Origin of the sequence: Acidithiobacillus ferrooxidans ATCC 23270, assembly GCF_000021485.1 — a bacterium.
In the GTDB taxonomy this organism is placed as follows: domain Bacteria; phylum Pseudomonadota; class Gammaproteobacteria; order Acidithiobacillales; family Acidithiobacillaceae; genus Acidithiobacillus; species Acidithiobacillus ferrooxidans.
Map to the genome: position 1 here is coordinate 1,762,711 of NC_011761.1, position 14,911 is coordinate 1,777,621.

12 protein-coding genes and 1 tRNA gene are annotated in these 14,911 nt (G+C 60.2%); 4 read left to right on the top strand and 9 right to left on the bottom strand.

Features of this window, described 5'->3' with window-relative positions:
* Positions 1 to 88 precede the first annotated feature (88 nt).
* From AFE_RS09315 to AFE_RS09340, 6 genes are all read right to left on the bottom strand, one after another.
* Positions 89 to 165 (bottom strand) — tRNA-Arg (locus tag AFE_RS09315).
* 68 nt (positions 166 to 233) lie between these two features.
* Complete coding sequence (locus AFE_RS09320; protein WP_012536910.1) at positions 234 to 968, bottom strand: PspA/IM30 family protein; 735 nt, start codon at positions 966 to 968, stop codon at positions 234 to 236.
* Between the two features lie 39 nt (positions 969 to 1,007).
* On the bottom strand, positions 1,008 to 1,832 hold the full coding sequence (locus tag AFE_RS09325) for a heavy metal-binding domain-containing protein (protein ID WP_009565650.1): 825 nt from the start codon (positions 1,830 to 1,832) through the stop codon (positions 1,008 to 1,010).
* Positions 1,829 to 2,806 carry a heavy metal-binding domain-containing protein gene (locus tag AFE_RS09330; protein WP_009565651.1) on the bottom strand — a complete coding sequence of 326 codons (978 nt, stop codon included), beginning with the start codon at positions 2,804 to 2,806 and terminating at the stop codon, positions 1,829 to 1,831. The genes AFE_RS09325 and AFE_RS09330 overlap by 4 nt, the downstream gene beginning before the upstream one ends.
* A 15-nt stretch (positions 2,807 to 2,821) precedes the next feature.
* Positions 2,822 to 3,202: a hypothetical protein gene (locus AFE_RS09335; protein WP_012536911.1), complete on the bottom strand. Its 381-nt coding sequence runs from the start codon at positions 3,200 to 3,202 to the stop codon at positions 2,822 to 2,824.
* 151 nt (positions 3,203 to 3,353) lie between these two features.
* Positions 3,354 to 5,789, bottom strand: a complete 2,436-nt coding sequence (locus tag AFE_RS09340; protein ID WP_012536912.1) for a copper-translocating P-type ATPase — start codon at positions 5,787 to 5,789, stop codon at positions 3,354 to 3,356.
* A gap of 217 nt (positions 5,790 to 6,006) precedes the next feature.
* On the opposite strand from AFE_RS09340, the gene AFE_RS09345 reads away from it, so the two are divergent.
* Positions 6,007 to 7,188 carry a pyridoxal phosphate-dependent aminotransferase gene (locus tag AFE_RS09345; RefSeq protein ID WP_012536913.1) on the top strand — a complete coding sequence of 394 codons (1,182 nt, stop codon included), beginning with the start codon at positions 6,007 to 6,009 and terminating at the stop codon, positions 7,186 to 7,188.
* A 45-nt stretch (positions 7,189 to 7,233) separates the two neighbouring features.
* On the opposite strand, the gene purT is transcribed toward AFE_RS09345, so the two are convergent.
* Positions 7,234 to 8,418 carry a formate-dependent phosphoribosylglycinamide formyltransferase gene (gene purT, locus AFE_RS09350; protein WP_012536914.1) on the bottom strand — a complete coding sequence of 395 codons (1,185 nt, stop codon included), beginning with the start codon at positions 8,416 to 8,418 and terminating at the stop codon, positions 7,234 to 7,236.
* Positions 8,419 to 8,517: 99 nt separating this feature from the next.
* On the opposite strand from purT, the gene gnd reads away from it, so the two are divergent.
* From gnd to AFE_RS09365, 3 genes are all read left to right on the top strand, one after another.
* A complete protein-coding gene (gnd, locus tag AFE_RS09355) occupies positions 8,518 to 9,438 on the top strand; it encodes a phosphogluconate dehydrogenase (NAD(+)-dependent, decarboxylating) (protein WP_012536915.1) in 921 nt (306 codons plus the stop codon).
* The gene (gene zwf / locus AFE_RS09360) at positions 9,439 to 10,902 is read left to right on the top strand and encodes a glucose-6-phosphate dehydrogenase (protein WP_012536916.1); all 1,464 of its coding nucleotides are present in this window, start codon (positions 9,439 to 9,441) and stop codon (positions 10,900 to 10,902) included.
* A 268-nt stretch (positions 10,903 to 11,170) separates the two neighbouring features.
* A complete protein-coding gene (locus AFE_RS09365; protein WP_012536917.1) occupies positions 11,171 to 11,464 on the top strand; it encodes an ArsR/SmtB family transcription factor in 294 nt (97 codons plus the stop codon).
* Between the two features lie 2 nt (positions 11,465 to 11,466).
* Here AFE_RS09365 and dusA read toward each other — a convergent pair whose 3' ends face one another.
* Complete coding sequence (gene dusA, locus AFE_RS09370) at positions 11,467 to 12,459, bottom strand: tRNA dihydrouridine(20/20a) synthase DusA (RefSeq protein ID WP_012607292.1); 993 nt, start codon at positions 12,457 to 12,459, stop codon at positions 11,467 to 11,469.
* Between the two features lie 37 nt (positions 12,460 to 12,496).
* Positions 12,497 to 14,902, bottom strand: a complete 2,406-nt coding sequence (gene parC, locus AFE_RS09375; protein ID WP_012536919.1) for a DNA topoisomerase IV subunit A — start codon at positions 14,900 to 14,902, stop codon at positions 12,497 to 12,499.
* Positions 14,903 to 14,911 lie beyond the last annotated feature (9 nt).

Genomic DNA, 14,911 nt, shown 5'->3' on the forward strand with positions numbered 1-14,911 from the left:
TCCAGCAGAGATACACTGCCGGTTAGCTCTGAGTTAACCCAGAAAAAATGAAGGCACCTAGCAATGTTCGCTAAGTGCCTGTTTTACATGGTGCGCTCGGACGGAGTCGAACCGCCGACCTACTGGTTCGTAGCCAGTTGCTCTATCCAGCTGAGCTACGAGCGCGTGGAGGGCGTAATATACTCACAGGAGAGAGTTTGGTCAATCCTTCGTCGCATCCGCCCCAACCCATTTCAAGCGCCGTCAGCGCCGCTTCCCGGTGTGCCTTTCTCCTTCGCCATTTCCGCCTTGAGCCGAGCAAGGTCGTCATCCACACCACTCGTAGCGCGCACCTCGTCCAGTTCTTTTTCGGTCTGGCTGCGGCTATCCAAGGGGTCACTCAACGCGCCGGACGCCATCAGGCCATCCATGGCCACTGCCTTGGCCTCCATTTGCCGGGTGCGATCCTGGGCGCGGCGCATGGCGTCGCCGGCGTCGTTCATGCCGTTGCCAATGCCCGTGAGCGACTCGCTGACCTTGACTTCCGCCTGCGCCGCGGCCATCTCGCTCTTGGTCACTTCCTTTTGGGTTCTGAACTGCTCTATGTGGTCCTGCAGCTTGCTTTCGTAGTCCGTCAGCTTCTGCGCCTGGGCCGCGACGGTATCATGGGCTTCCTTGAGGGAGGCGATCTTCTGCAACTCCGACTGCTTCTGGGCCAGCTCGGCACGCGCCAGATCTTCGCGGTTGGCGCCCAGTGCCACTCGGGCGTCGGCGTCGGCTTTATCCGCCGCCTTTTGGGCCTGGGCCATCTGGTTTTCCAGAGAAATCCGTTCCGTCACCACATCGGCAAGATGCCTTTTGGTATCCTGCAGATTGGCAATCATTTTCTCGTAGGACAAATCCAGGGTTTCTGCCGGGTCCTCCGCATTATCGAGAAAATGGTTTACCTTGCTTTCCAGTATTTCTGCGGCATGTTTGAATATCGACATCAGATCACTCCTTGGGACGGCATCGTGCCGTTCGTTGCATCAATCATTCACCGGAATCACCAGTTGCGGACTCAGGGCATCAACCAGCGCATCGGCATTTTCCATGGCCTTCACTGCCGTGCCCACCGCAAAAAACTCGATGATATGCGGCTTCCAGTTATGACTGCCTTCATGCAGTTGTACGCCGGTAATGCCGTCCGCCTGTGCCTCCTGGGCCTCATGTTGCATCCGTTCCATCGCCAATTCACGGGCGTCATACATGGCCTGGGTAAATTGCTCCATTTCCGTATTGCGTCCGACATTGCCCAGGGATTTCAACATCCCCTGGTGGGCGACATGGTACACACAGGAACCCATCACCATTTCCATCGGCCGGTAACCCGCCTGCAGCAGCATCCAGAAATCCTGCCCACTGAGATCGCTGGTAAAGGGTTTGCCCCCCACCCCCTTGAAACCGGAGGCGCCGCTGCGATGCGCGATGGCTGTACCAATCGCCATGAATTCGAGAATTTCCTGATCCCATTCCATGCGTTTGACTTCCAGGCGCACACCGACGATACCATCCGCCTGTAGCAGGATGGCCTCCTGTTCCATGCGGCTCATGGCCAGCTCACGCGCTTGATACATCGCCTGAGAAAGAACGTCCATCTCCATGTTCTGGTTCCAGTTTCCATACTGAATACCCATGTGGTAAATACACGAGCCTACTACCAGCCCCAATGGCTCAAAATTGGCCTTGCGGACCATGACGAACTCATTGACGGAGAGATCAGAGGTAAAAATGCCCTCATGGCTGCCCTGCGAGCGTAAACCCTTCAGACGTTCGACGGCATGAGGAGCCAGTTGTTCAGCGGTATCGGTCATATGAGATCCTTTCGTGCAGTGGCAGCACTTTTCAATGGGTGATCAACAAGAGAAATCATGGGAATCAACTCGTGCTGGGGGGCGTTTTGCGGCAGATAGCTGACGGCCGTACCAATACTGATGTGACGGCAGAGAAAGCGTTCCGGATTGTCCTGATCTCCGGCCACATGAAACATCTGGGTGTAACTGGTGTGGGCCAGTACCGCAGCCGCCATCCGCCGCCCGTCTTCGCGTAAATCATAGAGGGCACGACGGCGGACATTTTCCTGGAATGCCGACAGGTCAGTGATTTCCATATTCCAGTAACGTGCGGCAAAAGGGGCGGACTGGGCAGCCTGCGCAGCAACGGTCCCCATCCACGGGCTGTACCAGTCAAAATTGGCCCCTATGGCAATGCCCACGGGTACCACTCCGTCTTCCAGCAGGCGTACGAACTCCAGTGCCGAAACCGTGGCTACGACGGGCTCCGCAGACGGCGGCAAACCGCGAATGCGAATGGCCGTACCGGTAACACCATAGTCCATATCTTCGCGTTCGCCGCGGTGTACCTGCATCCGCACATCGACGATAGCATTGGCACCCAGCGCCAGGGCCTCCAGGCGCATGCGCTCCACTGCCGTGTGCCAGCCGTCATAGTGCCCCTGGGTCCAGGAATAACCGAAATGGTACCAGCAATTGCCGGTCACCATGCCGATGGGCTGCACGCCGTGACTGCGCTGCAGTAACAGCTCCGAGGCCTTCGCCGTACTGATCCAGGGCAATCGCCCCTGGCTGGTCTGGAACATGCGGCTTTGAACGAAGGAAGGGAGGCGGTGCTGGCGCAACGCCTGCTCCCATTCGGAGTAGCGCTGCATTTCTTCAGGGGTTTGTGAGCGGATGCCTTTGCTGGCATTCTGACTGATATTTTCTGCGGCGTGCCGGGCATCGAGAGCAACCTCTTCGATACCCTGTTTGATTTTGTCCCAAATGGACATAAGCCCTCCTTGAGATTACCCCATGAGAAAGTCGTGCAGGGTATTACTCGCACCCTGCATTGCGCCGGAAAGATCCGCCAGATCGGCGACCAGACTTTCCAGCCAAACGGACAGCGGCAGGTCCTCATGCTTGAGGACGACCCCGCGCACCGTTTTTGCGCGCACCGTGCTGACGTGCACGCCGTTCTGCTTCAGGAAATAGTCGTTGTTGTCCGTATGAATCGTGATGGCTTCGATGTGGCTGGTTTTGGCAAAAAGCCCGTCCCTCTTGCGCTCCACTTCGACGAACCCCGGCATATCGCCTTCAAGGCGCGACGCCAGCCCCTCCACAAAAGCCTTCATATCGGTTTGTGCCCGCCTGATCCAGGCAGTATTTTGGTCGAAATCCGTGCTCATACAAGGCCTCCCACCCTCGATTGCCGAAAATATACAGGCATACGATGACTCCCTAGCGGATAAAAATCCTTTTCACCACCCGTTTTGAGACCCCGCATGCCAACTATAGTTCGCTATTTCCGGTCATGCGCGAAATTCATCCGCCTGGCGCTCAGGGTGCTGCCGCCCAGGGCTGTAAACGTTTCAGCCGCAAACTGTTGCTGAGGACGAAAACCGAAGACAGGCCCATGGCCACGCCGGCGAGCATCGGATTGAGCTGAATCCCCAGAGGGATAGCCACACCGGCCGCCACCGGTATCAGCAGTATGTTGTAAAAAAAAGCCCAGAACAGATTCCCGCGAATGGTCCGCATGCTTTGGCGCGCTGCCTGAATGGCGGTAATCACCCCGCCCAGATCGCCATGGGTGAGGGTGATATCCGCCGCTTCCATCGCGATATCCGTGCCCGAGGCCAGAGCCATACCCACATCCGCCTGCGCCAGCGCCGGCGAATCGTTGATGCCCTCGCCGACAAAAACCACCTTGTGGCCCTCTGCCTGCAGTCGACGCACGATCTCCGCCTTATCCTGCGGCAATACCTGCGCATAGATATCGTCAATTCCCAACCGGCCGGCGATCACCCTGGCCGCGGCCTCCGCATCGCCCGTCACCATCGCCACCCGCAAGCCAAGGGTCCCGAGCGCCCGTACCACCTGAGCGGACTCCGGCCGAGCCACATCACTGATCTCCAGCAGCCCCAGCAGGCGGCCGTCCCTCGCCACACAGACGTTGGTCCCGCCGGTCTGCTGCAAATCGCCAGTGGAGAACCCCGCCATAACGACGCCCTGCTCTTCCATCCACGCCGGCGTGCCGGCCAGCACCGTCACCCCGTCGACCCTGCCCCGCACACCCTTCCCCGGAAATGCCGTAAAATCACCCACTGCCGGGATATCCAGATGACGCTCCCCGGCGGCCGCCAGCACCGCTTGGGCCAAGGGGTGTTCGGAGGCGCTCTCCACGGCGGCGGCCATCTGCAATAAATACGCCGGGTCCGCGGCATCGATCCGGGTCACCGCCGGACGCCCGTAAGTCAGGGTCCCGGTCTTGTCCAGACAAACCGTATCCACCGCCGCCAGGGCCTCCAGTGCTGCTCCCTTGCGAAACAGCACACCCAGCTCCGCGGCACGCCCCGTACCGACCATCACTGCTGCCGGAGTGGCCAGCCCCATCGCACAGGGACAGGCCACCACCAGCACCGCGACTGCCGAGAGCATGGCGAGGGTGATCGCAGGCGGTGGCCCGAACAGCAGCCAGAAGAAGAAACTCAGCAAAGCGATCAGGATCACCAGCGGTGTGAAAATCCGCACCACCCGGTCTGCCAGACCCTGGATCGGCAGCTTGCCCGTTTGTGCCTGCTCCACCAGCCGGATGATCTGCGCCAGCACCGTACCCTGGCCTACCGAGGTTGCCCTGATCAGCAGGCGCCCTTCGCGGTTCACCGTGCCGCCCACCACCGGATCACCCTGTTTTTTGCGCTCCGGCAGTGGCTCACCGGTGAGCATGGCCGTATCCACATGGGAGTCGCCATCCACGACCACGCCATCCACAGGCAGACGTTCCCCCGGCCTGACCACCACCTGGTCGCCCGGAACGACGGCGCCGATCGCGACCTGCAGCTCGGTGCCGTCGCGCAGTACATGGGCCTCCTTCGCCTGCAGACCCAGCAACTGTTTGATCGCTGCGGAAGTCCTCCCCTTCGCCAGTTCTTCCAGATATTTACCGAAGAGCACTGCGGCAATCACTACCGCCGCGGAGTCGAAATAAACATGCCGGGCGCTGGCGGGAAACCAGTCCGGCGCGACAAGGACCAGCATGCTATACAGCCAGGCTGCGCCGGTCCCCGTCGCCACCAGGGAATTCATGTCCGGCGACAGGTGGCGGTAGGCCAGGAAGCCAGGCCGGAAAAATCGTCGGCCTGGGCCGGCCAGCACGATCGTCGCCAATACCGCCTGCACCCAGGCCCAGAACTGCGGGAAAGGCTCCAGGCCACTCAGCAGCCGATCCACTGCCGGAACCAGAGCCATGCCCATGGAGAGCAGTAGAATGGGGACCGCCAGCACCACCGCGAGGATCACGTCCCGGCGCATGGTGCGGATGGCCTGCGCTTTACGGTCAGCGACGGCCACATCCCCCTGCACCGGACGCGCCCCATATCCGGCCGCGGTCACTGCGGCGATCAGGGTGTTTTGATCCACGGTATCCGGCAGATAACGCAGCGCCGCCCGCTCCGTGGCGAGGTTGACCGTCGCCTCCAGCACCCCCGGCAGACGGCGCAGACTGCGCTCCACCCGTCCCACGCAGGACGCGCAGGTCATCCCCTCGATCACCAGCTCGGTCTCTGCGATCACCGGCGTGTAACCGCTTTCCGCGATAGCGGTGATCAGGGCGTCAGGGCTGATTTGCGCCGGATCGTACTGTACTGCGGCATGTTCCGTGCTCAGATTCACCACCGCCGCCCGTACCCCCGGCAAGCGGCTCAGGGTGCGCTCCACCCGGCTGCTGCAGGAGGCACAGGTCATGCCTTCTATCCCTATCTCCACATCTACCATGAGTGCGCCCCTGCCTTCCGATCACCCGGCGGATCCGGGTGGATACCGATGAGGATCGTATCCCTCAAGCCAGTTGTAATGTCAATCCCACATACCCGGATACCATCCCATACCCACCCTGCGCAAAACAGTTGATTTTAACCGAAGGATGCTTATCATTTGCGCTCTTGCGCGCATTTCCCGGCGCCCGATGAGATTGCCTCTGGAGTGAACGATCGTGGATATCCGTCTTTCCCGCCGCGTCAATGCGGTGCGCCCATCCCCCACCCTTGCGGTCACCGCCCGTGCCCAGCAACTGCGCCGCGAAGGAAAGGATATCGTCAGCCTTGGTGCCGGCGAGCCGGATTTCGACACCCCGGAGTACATCAAGGAGGCAGCCATTGCCGCCATTCGCCAGGGCTTCACCAAATATACCGCCGTCGGCGGCACACCGGAACTGAAGGCCGCCATCATCGGCAAATTCGCGCACGACAACCATCTGTCATACCGCCCCGATGAAATTCTCGTTTCCGTCGGCGGCAAGCAAAGCTTCTTCAATCTTTGCCAGGCCCTTCTGGATGCCGGCGATGAGGTCATCATTCCCGCGCCCTACTGGGTATCCTATCCGGACATCGTGCTTCTGGCCGAAGCGCGGCCCGTCATCATCGATACCGGCGCCAACCAGCGTTTCAAGATCAGTCCGGAGCAGCTGGAGGAAGCGATCACGCCCAACACCCGCCTGCTGGTCATCAACAGCCCCTCCAATCCCTCCGGCATGACCTACAGCCGCCCGGAATTGGAAGCCCTGGGTGAGGTCCTCCGCCGTTATCCCCATATCCTCATCGCCAGCGATGACATGTACGAAAAAATCCGCTTCCACGATGAAGAGTTCGTCAACATCGCCAACGCCTGCCCGGATCTGGCTCCACGCTGCATCGTCATGAATGGCGTGTCCAAGGCCTATGCCATGACCGGGTGGCGCATCGGCTACTGCGCCGGCCCCAAGACGCTGATCACCGCAATGAATACCGTACAGTCCCAGAGCACCTCCAATCCCACCTCCATCGCTCAGGTGGCCGCCCAGGCGGCACTGGAAGGCGGCGACAGCGCCATCCACGAAATGGTGCTGGCTTTCAAGCGGCGCCACACGTATGTCTACAACCGCCTGAAAGTGCTGCCCGGCGTTGCTGCCATGCCCTCCGATGGTACCTTTTACAGCTTTCCGGGATTTCGCGAAGTCATGGCGGCGAAAGGCCTGCGGGATGATCTTGCCCTGGCCGAGGCCTTGCTGGGAGCCGGAGTGGCCGTCGTACCGGGCTCGGCCTTCGGCACTCCTGGCCACATCCGCCTGTCCTTCGCGACCAGCGACAAGAACCTGGAGATGGCCCTGGACCGCATCAGCGCTTTCGTCAACGCCTGACCATTCCCGGCAACCCGGATCGCGTTAGCCCAGCATTAACCCCGCTCAGGGGGCGGGGCTAATGCCGACCGCCGCCGCAATCCGGCGGGCGCGCTCTCGGGCTTCCTCCACATTGTCGGCGCATGCAATACCTACCCCGAGGCGCCTGAGTTTGCTGGCCGTCGGCTTTCCGAAAAGCCGCAGATCGCTTTCCGGCACCGCCAGCGCGACCTCCAGCCCCGAATACACAGGCCCCCAACCGAGTCTCTTTCCGCGCACCACCGCCGACGCTGCCGGGCGCCGGAAACCCGGTTCCACCGGCAAACCCAGAATGGCACGCAGGTGTAGGTCGAACTCACTTTGACGTTGACTGGCCAGAGTCACCAGACCCGTATCATGGGGACGCGGCGAGAGTTCACTGAAGATGACCTCCGTGCCACGCACGAAAAACTCCACCCCATACAGTCCCCGTCCGCCCAGATTGTCGGTCACCCGTTGCGCCATCTTTTCCGCCTCCCGCAACGCGGTATCGCTCATTGGCTGTGGTTGCCAGGATTCCACATAATCACCGGCCTCCTGACGATGCCCTACGGGCGCGCAAAAGGTAGTCCCGAAGGCCGAACGCACGGTCAGCAGGGTAATCTCGAAGTCGAAATCCACAAAGCCCTCGACGATGATCCGCTGACCGCCCACCCGACCCGCCGTCTGCGCTTCCTGCCAGGCCAGCGCCAGCTCCGCCGCGCCGCGCACTACGGACTGCCCCTTGCCACTGGAGGACATGACCGGCTTGATCACACAGGGAAAGCCCAATGCCGCCGCCGCGTCTTCCAGTTCCGCCAAGGTTCCGGCGAAACGGTACGGCGATGTCGGCAGGCCCAACTCTTCCGCAGCGAGGCGGCGGATACCCTCACGGTCCATGGTCAGCTGCACCGCGCGCGCCGAGGGCACCACCGTCGCCAGACCCTTTGCCTCGATCTCCGCCAGCGCCGATGTCGCGATGGCCTCTATTTCCGGCACCACATAGTGCGGGCGTTCGTGTTTGACAATGGCCAGAATAGCCTCCGGGTCGGTCATATCCAGCACATGGGAACGATGAGCCACCTGCATGGCTGGCGCGTCGGCGTAGCGATCCACCGCGATGGTCTCTACCCCCAACCGCTGCGCGGCGATCAGGAGTTCCTTGCCCAACTCGCCAGCACCGAGCAGGAGCAGGCGGGTTGCGGAAGCGGAAAGTGGTGTGCCCAGTTGCATGGAAATTTCCTTCATAACAGTGAAACGGCGACATAGAGGCTTAAACAGCTATACTGATGTTAACATTTTCGGGCAGACGTGTACGCAAAGGAGCGGATTATGGGCAATAAGGACATCGGAATGGTGGGCTTGGGCCGGATGGGTGCCAACATGGCACGGCGTCTGCACCTCAAGGGTATGAAGGTCATCGCTTACAACCGTCATACCGAAAAAGCCACGGAGCTGGCCAAAGAAACCGGAATGCACGCCGCCAGCAGTCTGGAAGCTCTCGTTCAGGCGTTGCCTACCCCCCGGGTCCTCTGGCTCATGCTTCCCGCCGGAGAGGCCACCCAGAGCCACATCGATTCCATTCTTCCCTTGTTGAGCAGAAATGACATACTGATCAACGGTGCCAATGCCTTTTACGAGGACTCCATCGCCCAATCCCAAAAAGTGGAGGCGGTAGGGGTACATTACATAGACGCCGGTGTTTCCGGCGGTATCTGGGGTCTGCGGGAGGGTTATGCCCTGATGGTCGGCGGCAGCCCGGAAGCCGTAGCCGAGGTAACGCCTTTTCTGGAGGCACTGGCGCCGGCCGTCGACAAAGGCTGGTTGCACTGTGGCCCCGTCGGCAGCGGTCACTTCGTCAAAATGGTCCACAATGGTATCGAATACGGCATGATGCAGGCCCTTGCCGAAGGCTTCGCCATTTTGCAGGGCAAAACCGAATTCGGGCTGGACCTCGCCAAGGTCGCCGAAATGTGGCGCTACGGCAGCGTCGTCCGCTCCTGGCTCCTCGACCTCACCGCCGATACCCTCGCCAAAGATCAGGTGCTCGCCGATATCGCGCCGATAGTGGCGGACTCCGGCGAAGGCCTGTGGACCGCGCAGACGGCCCTCGCACTGAAAATCCCCGCGCCGGTCATCACCCTCGCCCTGCAGATGCGCTGGGCTTCCCAGGGGCGCGACGACTACGCCGCCAAACTCCTGGCGATGATGCGTAACGAGTTCGGTGGTCACGCCGTGCAAAAGGAGGCCTGAATGAGCGATTGTAATTGTCAGTTTGTCATTTTCGGGGCGACCGGGGATCTGGCCTGCAAAAAACTCCTCCCCGCACTGTATCACCTGCATTGTGCAGGAAGGATGCCTGACGAACTGCGCATTCTCGCGTTTGGCCGACGCCCATGGGATGACAAGGGCTGGCAGGATTTCCTGCATGAGCAACTGGAAACCTATGCCAGCAATTATCAGGCCGATCACTTTGCCGATTTCTGCAAACATTTTGAATATGTGCGCGGGGAAATCCATGAGCCGGAATCTTTTGTCAGACTCCGCGCCCTGCTGACCCCGGAAGGGGCCGAAAAACCAGCAGGCACCATTTTTTATCTGGCCATTCGCCCCACCGATTTTATTCCGGTAGTACAACGTCTTTCCAGCGCCGGATTCAATCAGGAAGGTGACTATCGCGTCGTGATTGAAAAACCCTTCGGTGACGATCTGGAAAGTGCCATGCAACTCAATGAGCAACTGCACAACCACTTCCGTGAAGACCAGATTTATCGTATCGATCACTATCTTGGCAAGGAAATCGTCCAGAATCTGCTGGTTTTCCGTTTCGCCAATCTCGCGATCGAGGCGATATGGAACCGCAATTACATCGACCACGTCCAGATTACCGTGGCCGAAGATATGGGCATTGAAAACCGGGCCGGATACTATGATCAGGCGGGTGCCCTGCGAGACATGCTGCAAAACCACCTAATGCAGGTTCTTACGCTGATCGCCATGGAACCACCGCCCTCCCTGGAAGCGGACAGCCTGCGCGACGAAAAGGTCAAAGTCCTGCGCTCCATCCGCCCTATTCCCAAATCGGCCGTCACTGCCTATGCCATGCGCGCGCAGTATGGCCCCGGCGTTGTTCATGATAAACACGTTCCCGGTTATCAGGACGAGGCGGGTGTCGAGGTCAATTCGGTCACCGAAACCTATGTCGCCGCCAAATTTTACATCGACAACTGGCGCTGGCGGGGTGTGCCTTTTTATCTGCGTACCGGCAAGCGCCTCGCCGCTAAAACCTCCAGCGTCGCCATCCGCTTCCGACATACACCGCAACAACTGTTTCGCGAAACCAGCATCGAACGCATCGAACCTAACTGGATATTGCTTTCCCTGGAACCAGAGAGCCTTAAAATCGAGATACAGATCAAGGAACCGGGTCTGGAAATGCGAGTTCGCCCCGTGCAACTCAACGCCTCCTACCGCAAAGACGGCGAACAGGAGTTGGATGCCTATGAGGCCCTGCTGCTGGATGTGATGGAGGGCGACAGAGCCTTGTTCATCCGCTTCGACGAGGTGGAGTGGGCATGGCGCGTCGTTGATCCCATCATCAAATCCTGGGGACGGGAAACGGACTACATCCTCACCTACCCGGCAGGCTCATGGGGACCGGACGAGGCCACCCGGATCATGGACAAGGAAGACCACTATTGGCGCAATCAAATCTGAGGAAAGATACGGCGGAGGCCATATCCTCCGTCGGCTCTGGCCGATGTCGTCCATTGTGAACAGCAAAAACACCTTAAAACTCAATGGCTCTGAGATATGCCACAAAAAAGCGTAGCCAACAGTCTACAATATCGCCCCGCACCACGGCATCACAGGCATGTGCATATTTATAAGTTATATAAACAATTCAGATGGCTATCATAACATGGCACGACTTATGCTTATAACCCTGGGCAACCTTCGTTTTCTGACGGTAAGGAGTCTGACCATGCAAAAGCCCATTATTCCCGAACGTAAGATCGAGCACCTTTCCGAAGTGATCAAGGCCATGTCCCACCCCTTGCGTTACAAGATCATCTGCCTGCTGGGACGCGGTGAGATGAGCATGCAGAACCTCGTGAAAGCCATCAACACCAGCCATAGCAACGCCTCGCAGCATCTTGCCCTGTTGCAGGACAGTGGCCTGGTGCTGATGCGGCGGGTGGCCAGTCGGGTCTACTTTCGCATCCGCGATCAGCGCACACTGAGCCTGCTGGCCATGAGCCACCACGTTCTCGCCTGACTTCAATCCAGCAGTGACATGCCGCGCCGCAGGAACTTTGCGGCGCTCTCACCGGGTTCCGCTGTACCCAGAAAGCGGCGCCAAGCCCCCGCACCGCGTTGTCCAAAGCGCAGTCCGTGTAGATGACGACTCAGGCGCGGCGCAGGCAACCACTCTCCCCATCGTTCTGCATAGGCTATCAGGCCGGAAAGGATCACTTCCGGTTCCGGCAACGTTTCCCTGCGCCCCAGGGCACGTTCAATTTCCGCCAGCAGCAGGGGATGGTGATAAGCGGCGCGCCCAAGCATTACCCCGTCCACTGCGGAAAACTGCGCGGTCACCGCCGCCAGATCGTTAAAGCCCCCGTTGATCTCGATGGTCAGATGCGGCAGATCTCTTTTTAACTGATGCACCCAATCCCAGCGCAAAGGCGGCACATCACGGTTTTCCGCGGGACTCAGGCCCTTGAGCCAAGCATTACGCGCATGCACGATGAAATGTCGGCATCCCGCCGTTGCGACGGTTTCCACGAAGGCACGCAGCGCCGCGTAGTCCTCCTCTCGGTCAAGACCGAGGCGGTGTTTCACGCTGACAGGCAGGCCGCTTTCGCCCATCGCTGCCACCAGTTCGGCAACCAGATCGGGCGTCGTCATCAGACAGGCCCCGAAGCTGCCCTTCTGCACCCGCGGCGACGGGCAGCCCACGTTCAGGTTGAGACCATCATAGCCATAGGCACGCGCCATCCTTCCGGCGGCATGCATTGCGTGGGGATCGTCACCCCCCAATTGCAAAATCAAGGGATGCTCCGCCCCCGAGAACTCGAGAAAGCGCTCCGGATCACGGCCCAGCAACAACGCGCTGGTAGTGACCATCTCGGTATACAGTACGCAGGAGGGACATACCAGACGCAGAAAATACCGGCAGTGGCGGTCGGTCCAGTCGAGCATGGGGGCGACGGACAATATCTTGTCCATTGCGGCGTTCCCGTTCAGCACTGGCACACCCTGTCCTCCCATCTGAAAAAAGCCGATAACTCAAAATGCACAAAAGCGCCTAACGCACGGGTCTGCCGCGTCCGCCACGCCGGCCACGACAGGCTTCCACACGATTTTTCCTCATTCCGCGCGGCAAGGGCTGATCGTCCAGATAAACCGACAGGGATTGCAGAGTGGCCGATGCGCCCAGGGCAATCAGTTTGACCCCCTTACCCTTGGGTAGGTTTTTGACATCCACCAAAGGAAACAGCAGGCCACGCCCGTCTGAAGACAGACAGAGCGCTTCCGCCTGAAGGTCGGTGACGCGGATCAAAGGTAGGGGGCGCTCCTTCGGGTCCAGGGTCAAAAAAGCCTTGCCCGCCCGGTTCCGACCGGTCATGTTTTCCAGCGTGGTCAGGAATCCATAGCCACCGGTTCCAGCCACCAGCCATAGGCTATCGCCGGCGCCGCAGGCTACGGAAGCCAGTACGCCGCCCGGCTGAAAATCCACCTGGCTCGATACGGGAATGCCGTCGCCCCGCCCGCCCGGTATTTGCGCCACGGCTATGGAGTAGGCACGCCCAGAATGATCCAGCAGGACCAGAGTATCTACGGATCGCACCTCGAAGGCTTGCAACAAGGCATCGCCTTCCTTGAAACCCAGGGTCGCCGTATCCAGCCCGTGGCCGGAGCGGGTACGCAGCCAGCCTTTTTGCGAGACGATCACCGTAACTGGTTCATCCGTAATGGCAGCGGCAATGGTCTGGATGGATTTGTTGGTGATGGCGGTATCGGCTTCCAGCAGGGTGCGACGATCATCGCCAAATTTTTTGGCGTCGGCCTGGATTTCTTCGGCAATCAATGCCCGCAGTCGGGACTCATCCTGCAGAAGTGCGCTCAGGTACGCCGCCGTTTCCTGTTTGTCGGCCAGTTCCCTTTCCAGCTCAATGCCGGCTAGTCGCGCCAGTTGCCGCAGACGAATCTCCAGGATATCTTCTGCCTGAATCTCGCTGAGGTCGAAGTGGGTCATGAGGTCGGCCTTGGGGTCGTCGGACTCGCGGATTACACGGATCACCGCATCAATATCCAGCAGCACCCGTAAACGGCCTTCGAGAATATGGATGCGCGCCAGGGCCTTGTCGAGGCGGAACTGGCTCCGCCGCCGTACGGTAGTCACCCGATAGCGCACCCACTGCCGTAATATCCGGGTGAGCGGCATACACGGTGCTTTGCCATCCAGATCCAGCACCGTGAGATTCACCGACTGATTGGATTCCAGCGAGGTGCGGGCCAGCAGGTAGGTCATCAGACTCTGCGGGTCCTGGTTGCGCGAGCGCGGCTCGATGACGATCCGCACGGCATGGGCCTTGCCCGACTCGTCGCGCACGGTATCCATCTGGGACAGCATGGCATTTTTCGTGGCCTGCTGCTCCGGGGTAAGCGCCTTTTTCTTGCCTTCCCCTTTGGCCTGCGGGTTGGAAAGGGTTTCTATCTCCGAGAGGATCTGTGCGGTGGACACCCCCGGTGGCAGTTGCTGTACCGCGATACGCCACTCCCCGCGCGCCAGCTTTTCGACCTCCCAGCGGGCACGCACCCGGATGCTGCCGCGCCCCGACAGATAGGCCTCGCGGATTTGCCCGGGTGTGGAAATAATCTGGCCACCGCCAGGGAAGTCGGGACCGGGAATCTGCTGCAGTATTTCGTCATCGGCCATGTCCGGGCGCAAGACCAACTCCGCACAGACCTGCGCCAGTTCGCGCAAATTGTGGGGCGGAATCTCCGTAGCCATGCCGACCGCGATACCGGAGGCGCCGTTCATCAGCAGGAAGGGCAACCGGGCCGGCAAGGTGACAGGTTCCTCCAGCGTACCGTCATAGTTGCTGCGAAAATCCACCGTGCCCTCATCCATTTCTGCCAGCAGCAGCTCGGAAATGGGGGTCAGATTGGCCTCGGTGTAGCGCATGGCGGCAGCCGAGTCGCCGTCCAGAGACCCGAAGTTGCCCTGCCCATCCACCACCGGGTAGCGCAGGGTGAAGTGCTGGGCCATACGCACCATGGCGTCATATACCGACGTGTCGCCGTGGGGGTGCCACTTGCCGATCACCTCGCCCACCACCCGGGCGGACTTGACATGCTGTGGTGAGCGTTGCAACCCCATGTCGCGCATGGCATAGAGAATCCGCCGTTGCACCGGTTTCTGGCCGTCGGCCAGTGCCGGAATCGCCCGCCCGGTTACCACACTCATGGCGTAGGCAAGGTAAGCACGTGCGGCATATTCCGCGAGCGGCGGCTCCCCAGGTTCGCCAGAGTCCGGGGCACCATTCCCGAATGGCGGAGGCGGTGGTGCTGGCGAGGCAGCGGATAACGCTGCGACTTCCTGCAACGGTTCGGCTGGCACCGGAGCAGGCGTGTTGTCGGTGACCGCCCCGGTTTCCGGAGAGTGCGCATTACCGATGAGATCAAAAAGATCCCGGGTGTTATCCATGCCTGAAAC

What these genes read in the sequence shown, in the direction of transcription:
- AFE_RS09340 (WP_012536912.1), bottom strand. Translation starts at nt 5,789, where the DNA reads ATGGTAGATGTGGAGATAGGGATAGAAGGCATGACCTGTGCCTCCTGC.
- AFE_RS09330 (WP_009565651.1), bottom strand. Translation starts at nt 2,806, where the DNA reads ATGTCCATTTGGGACAAAATCAAACAGGGTATCGAAGAGGTTGCTCTC.
- AFE_RS09320 (WP_012536910.1), bottom strand. Translation starts at nt 968, where the DNA reads ATGTCGATATTCAAACATGCCGCAGAAATACTGGAAAGCAAGGTAAAC.
- AFE_RS09335 (WP_012536911.1), bottom strand. Translation starts at nt 3,202, where the DNA reads ATGAGCACGGATTTCGACCAAAATACTGCCTGGATCAGGCGGGCACAA.
- gnd (WP_012536915.1), top strand. Translation starts at nt 8,518, where the DNA reads ATGGGCAATAAGGACATCGGAATGGTGGGCTTGGGCCGGATGGGTGCC.
- AFE_RS09365 (WP_012536917.1), top strand. Translation starts at nt 11,171, where the DNA reads ATGCAAAAGCCCATTATTCCCGAACGTAAGATCGAGCACCTTTCCGAA.
- purT (WP_012536914.1), bottom strand. Translation starts at nt 8,418, where the DNA reads ATGCAACTGGGCACACCACTTTCCGCTTCCGCAACCCGCCTGCTCCTG.
- dusA (WP_012607292.1), bottom strand. Translation starts at nt 12,459, where the DNA reads ATGGGAGGACAGGGTGTGCCAGTGCTGAACGGGAACGCCGCAATGGAC.
- zwf (WP_012536916.1), top strand. Translation starts at nt 9,439, where the DNA reads ATGAGCGATTGTAATTGTCAGTTTGTCATTTTCGGGGCGACCGGGGAT.
- parC (WP_012536919.1), bottom strand. Translation starts at nt 14,902, where the DNA reads ATGGATAACACCCGGGATCTTTTTGATCTCATCGGTAATGCGCACTCT.
- AFE_RS09325 (WP_009565650.1), bottom strand. Translation starts at nt 1,832, where the DNA reads ATGACCGATACCGCTGAACAACTGGCTCCTCATGCCGTCGAACGTCTG.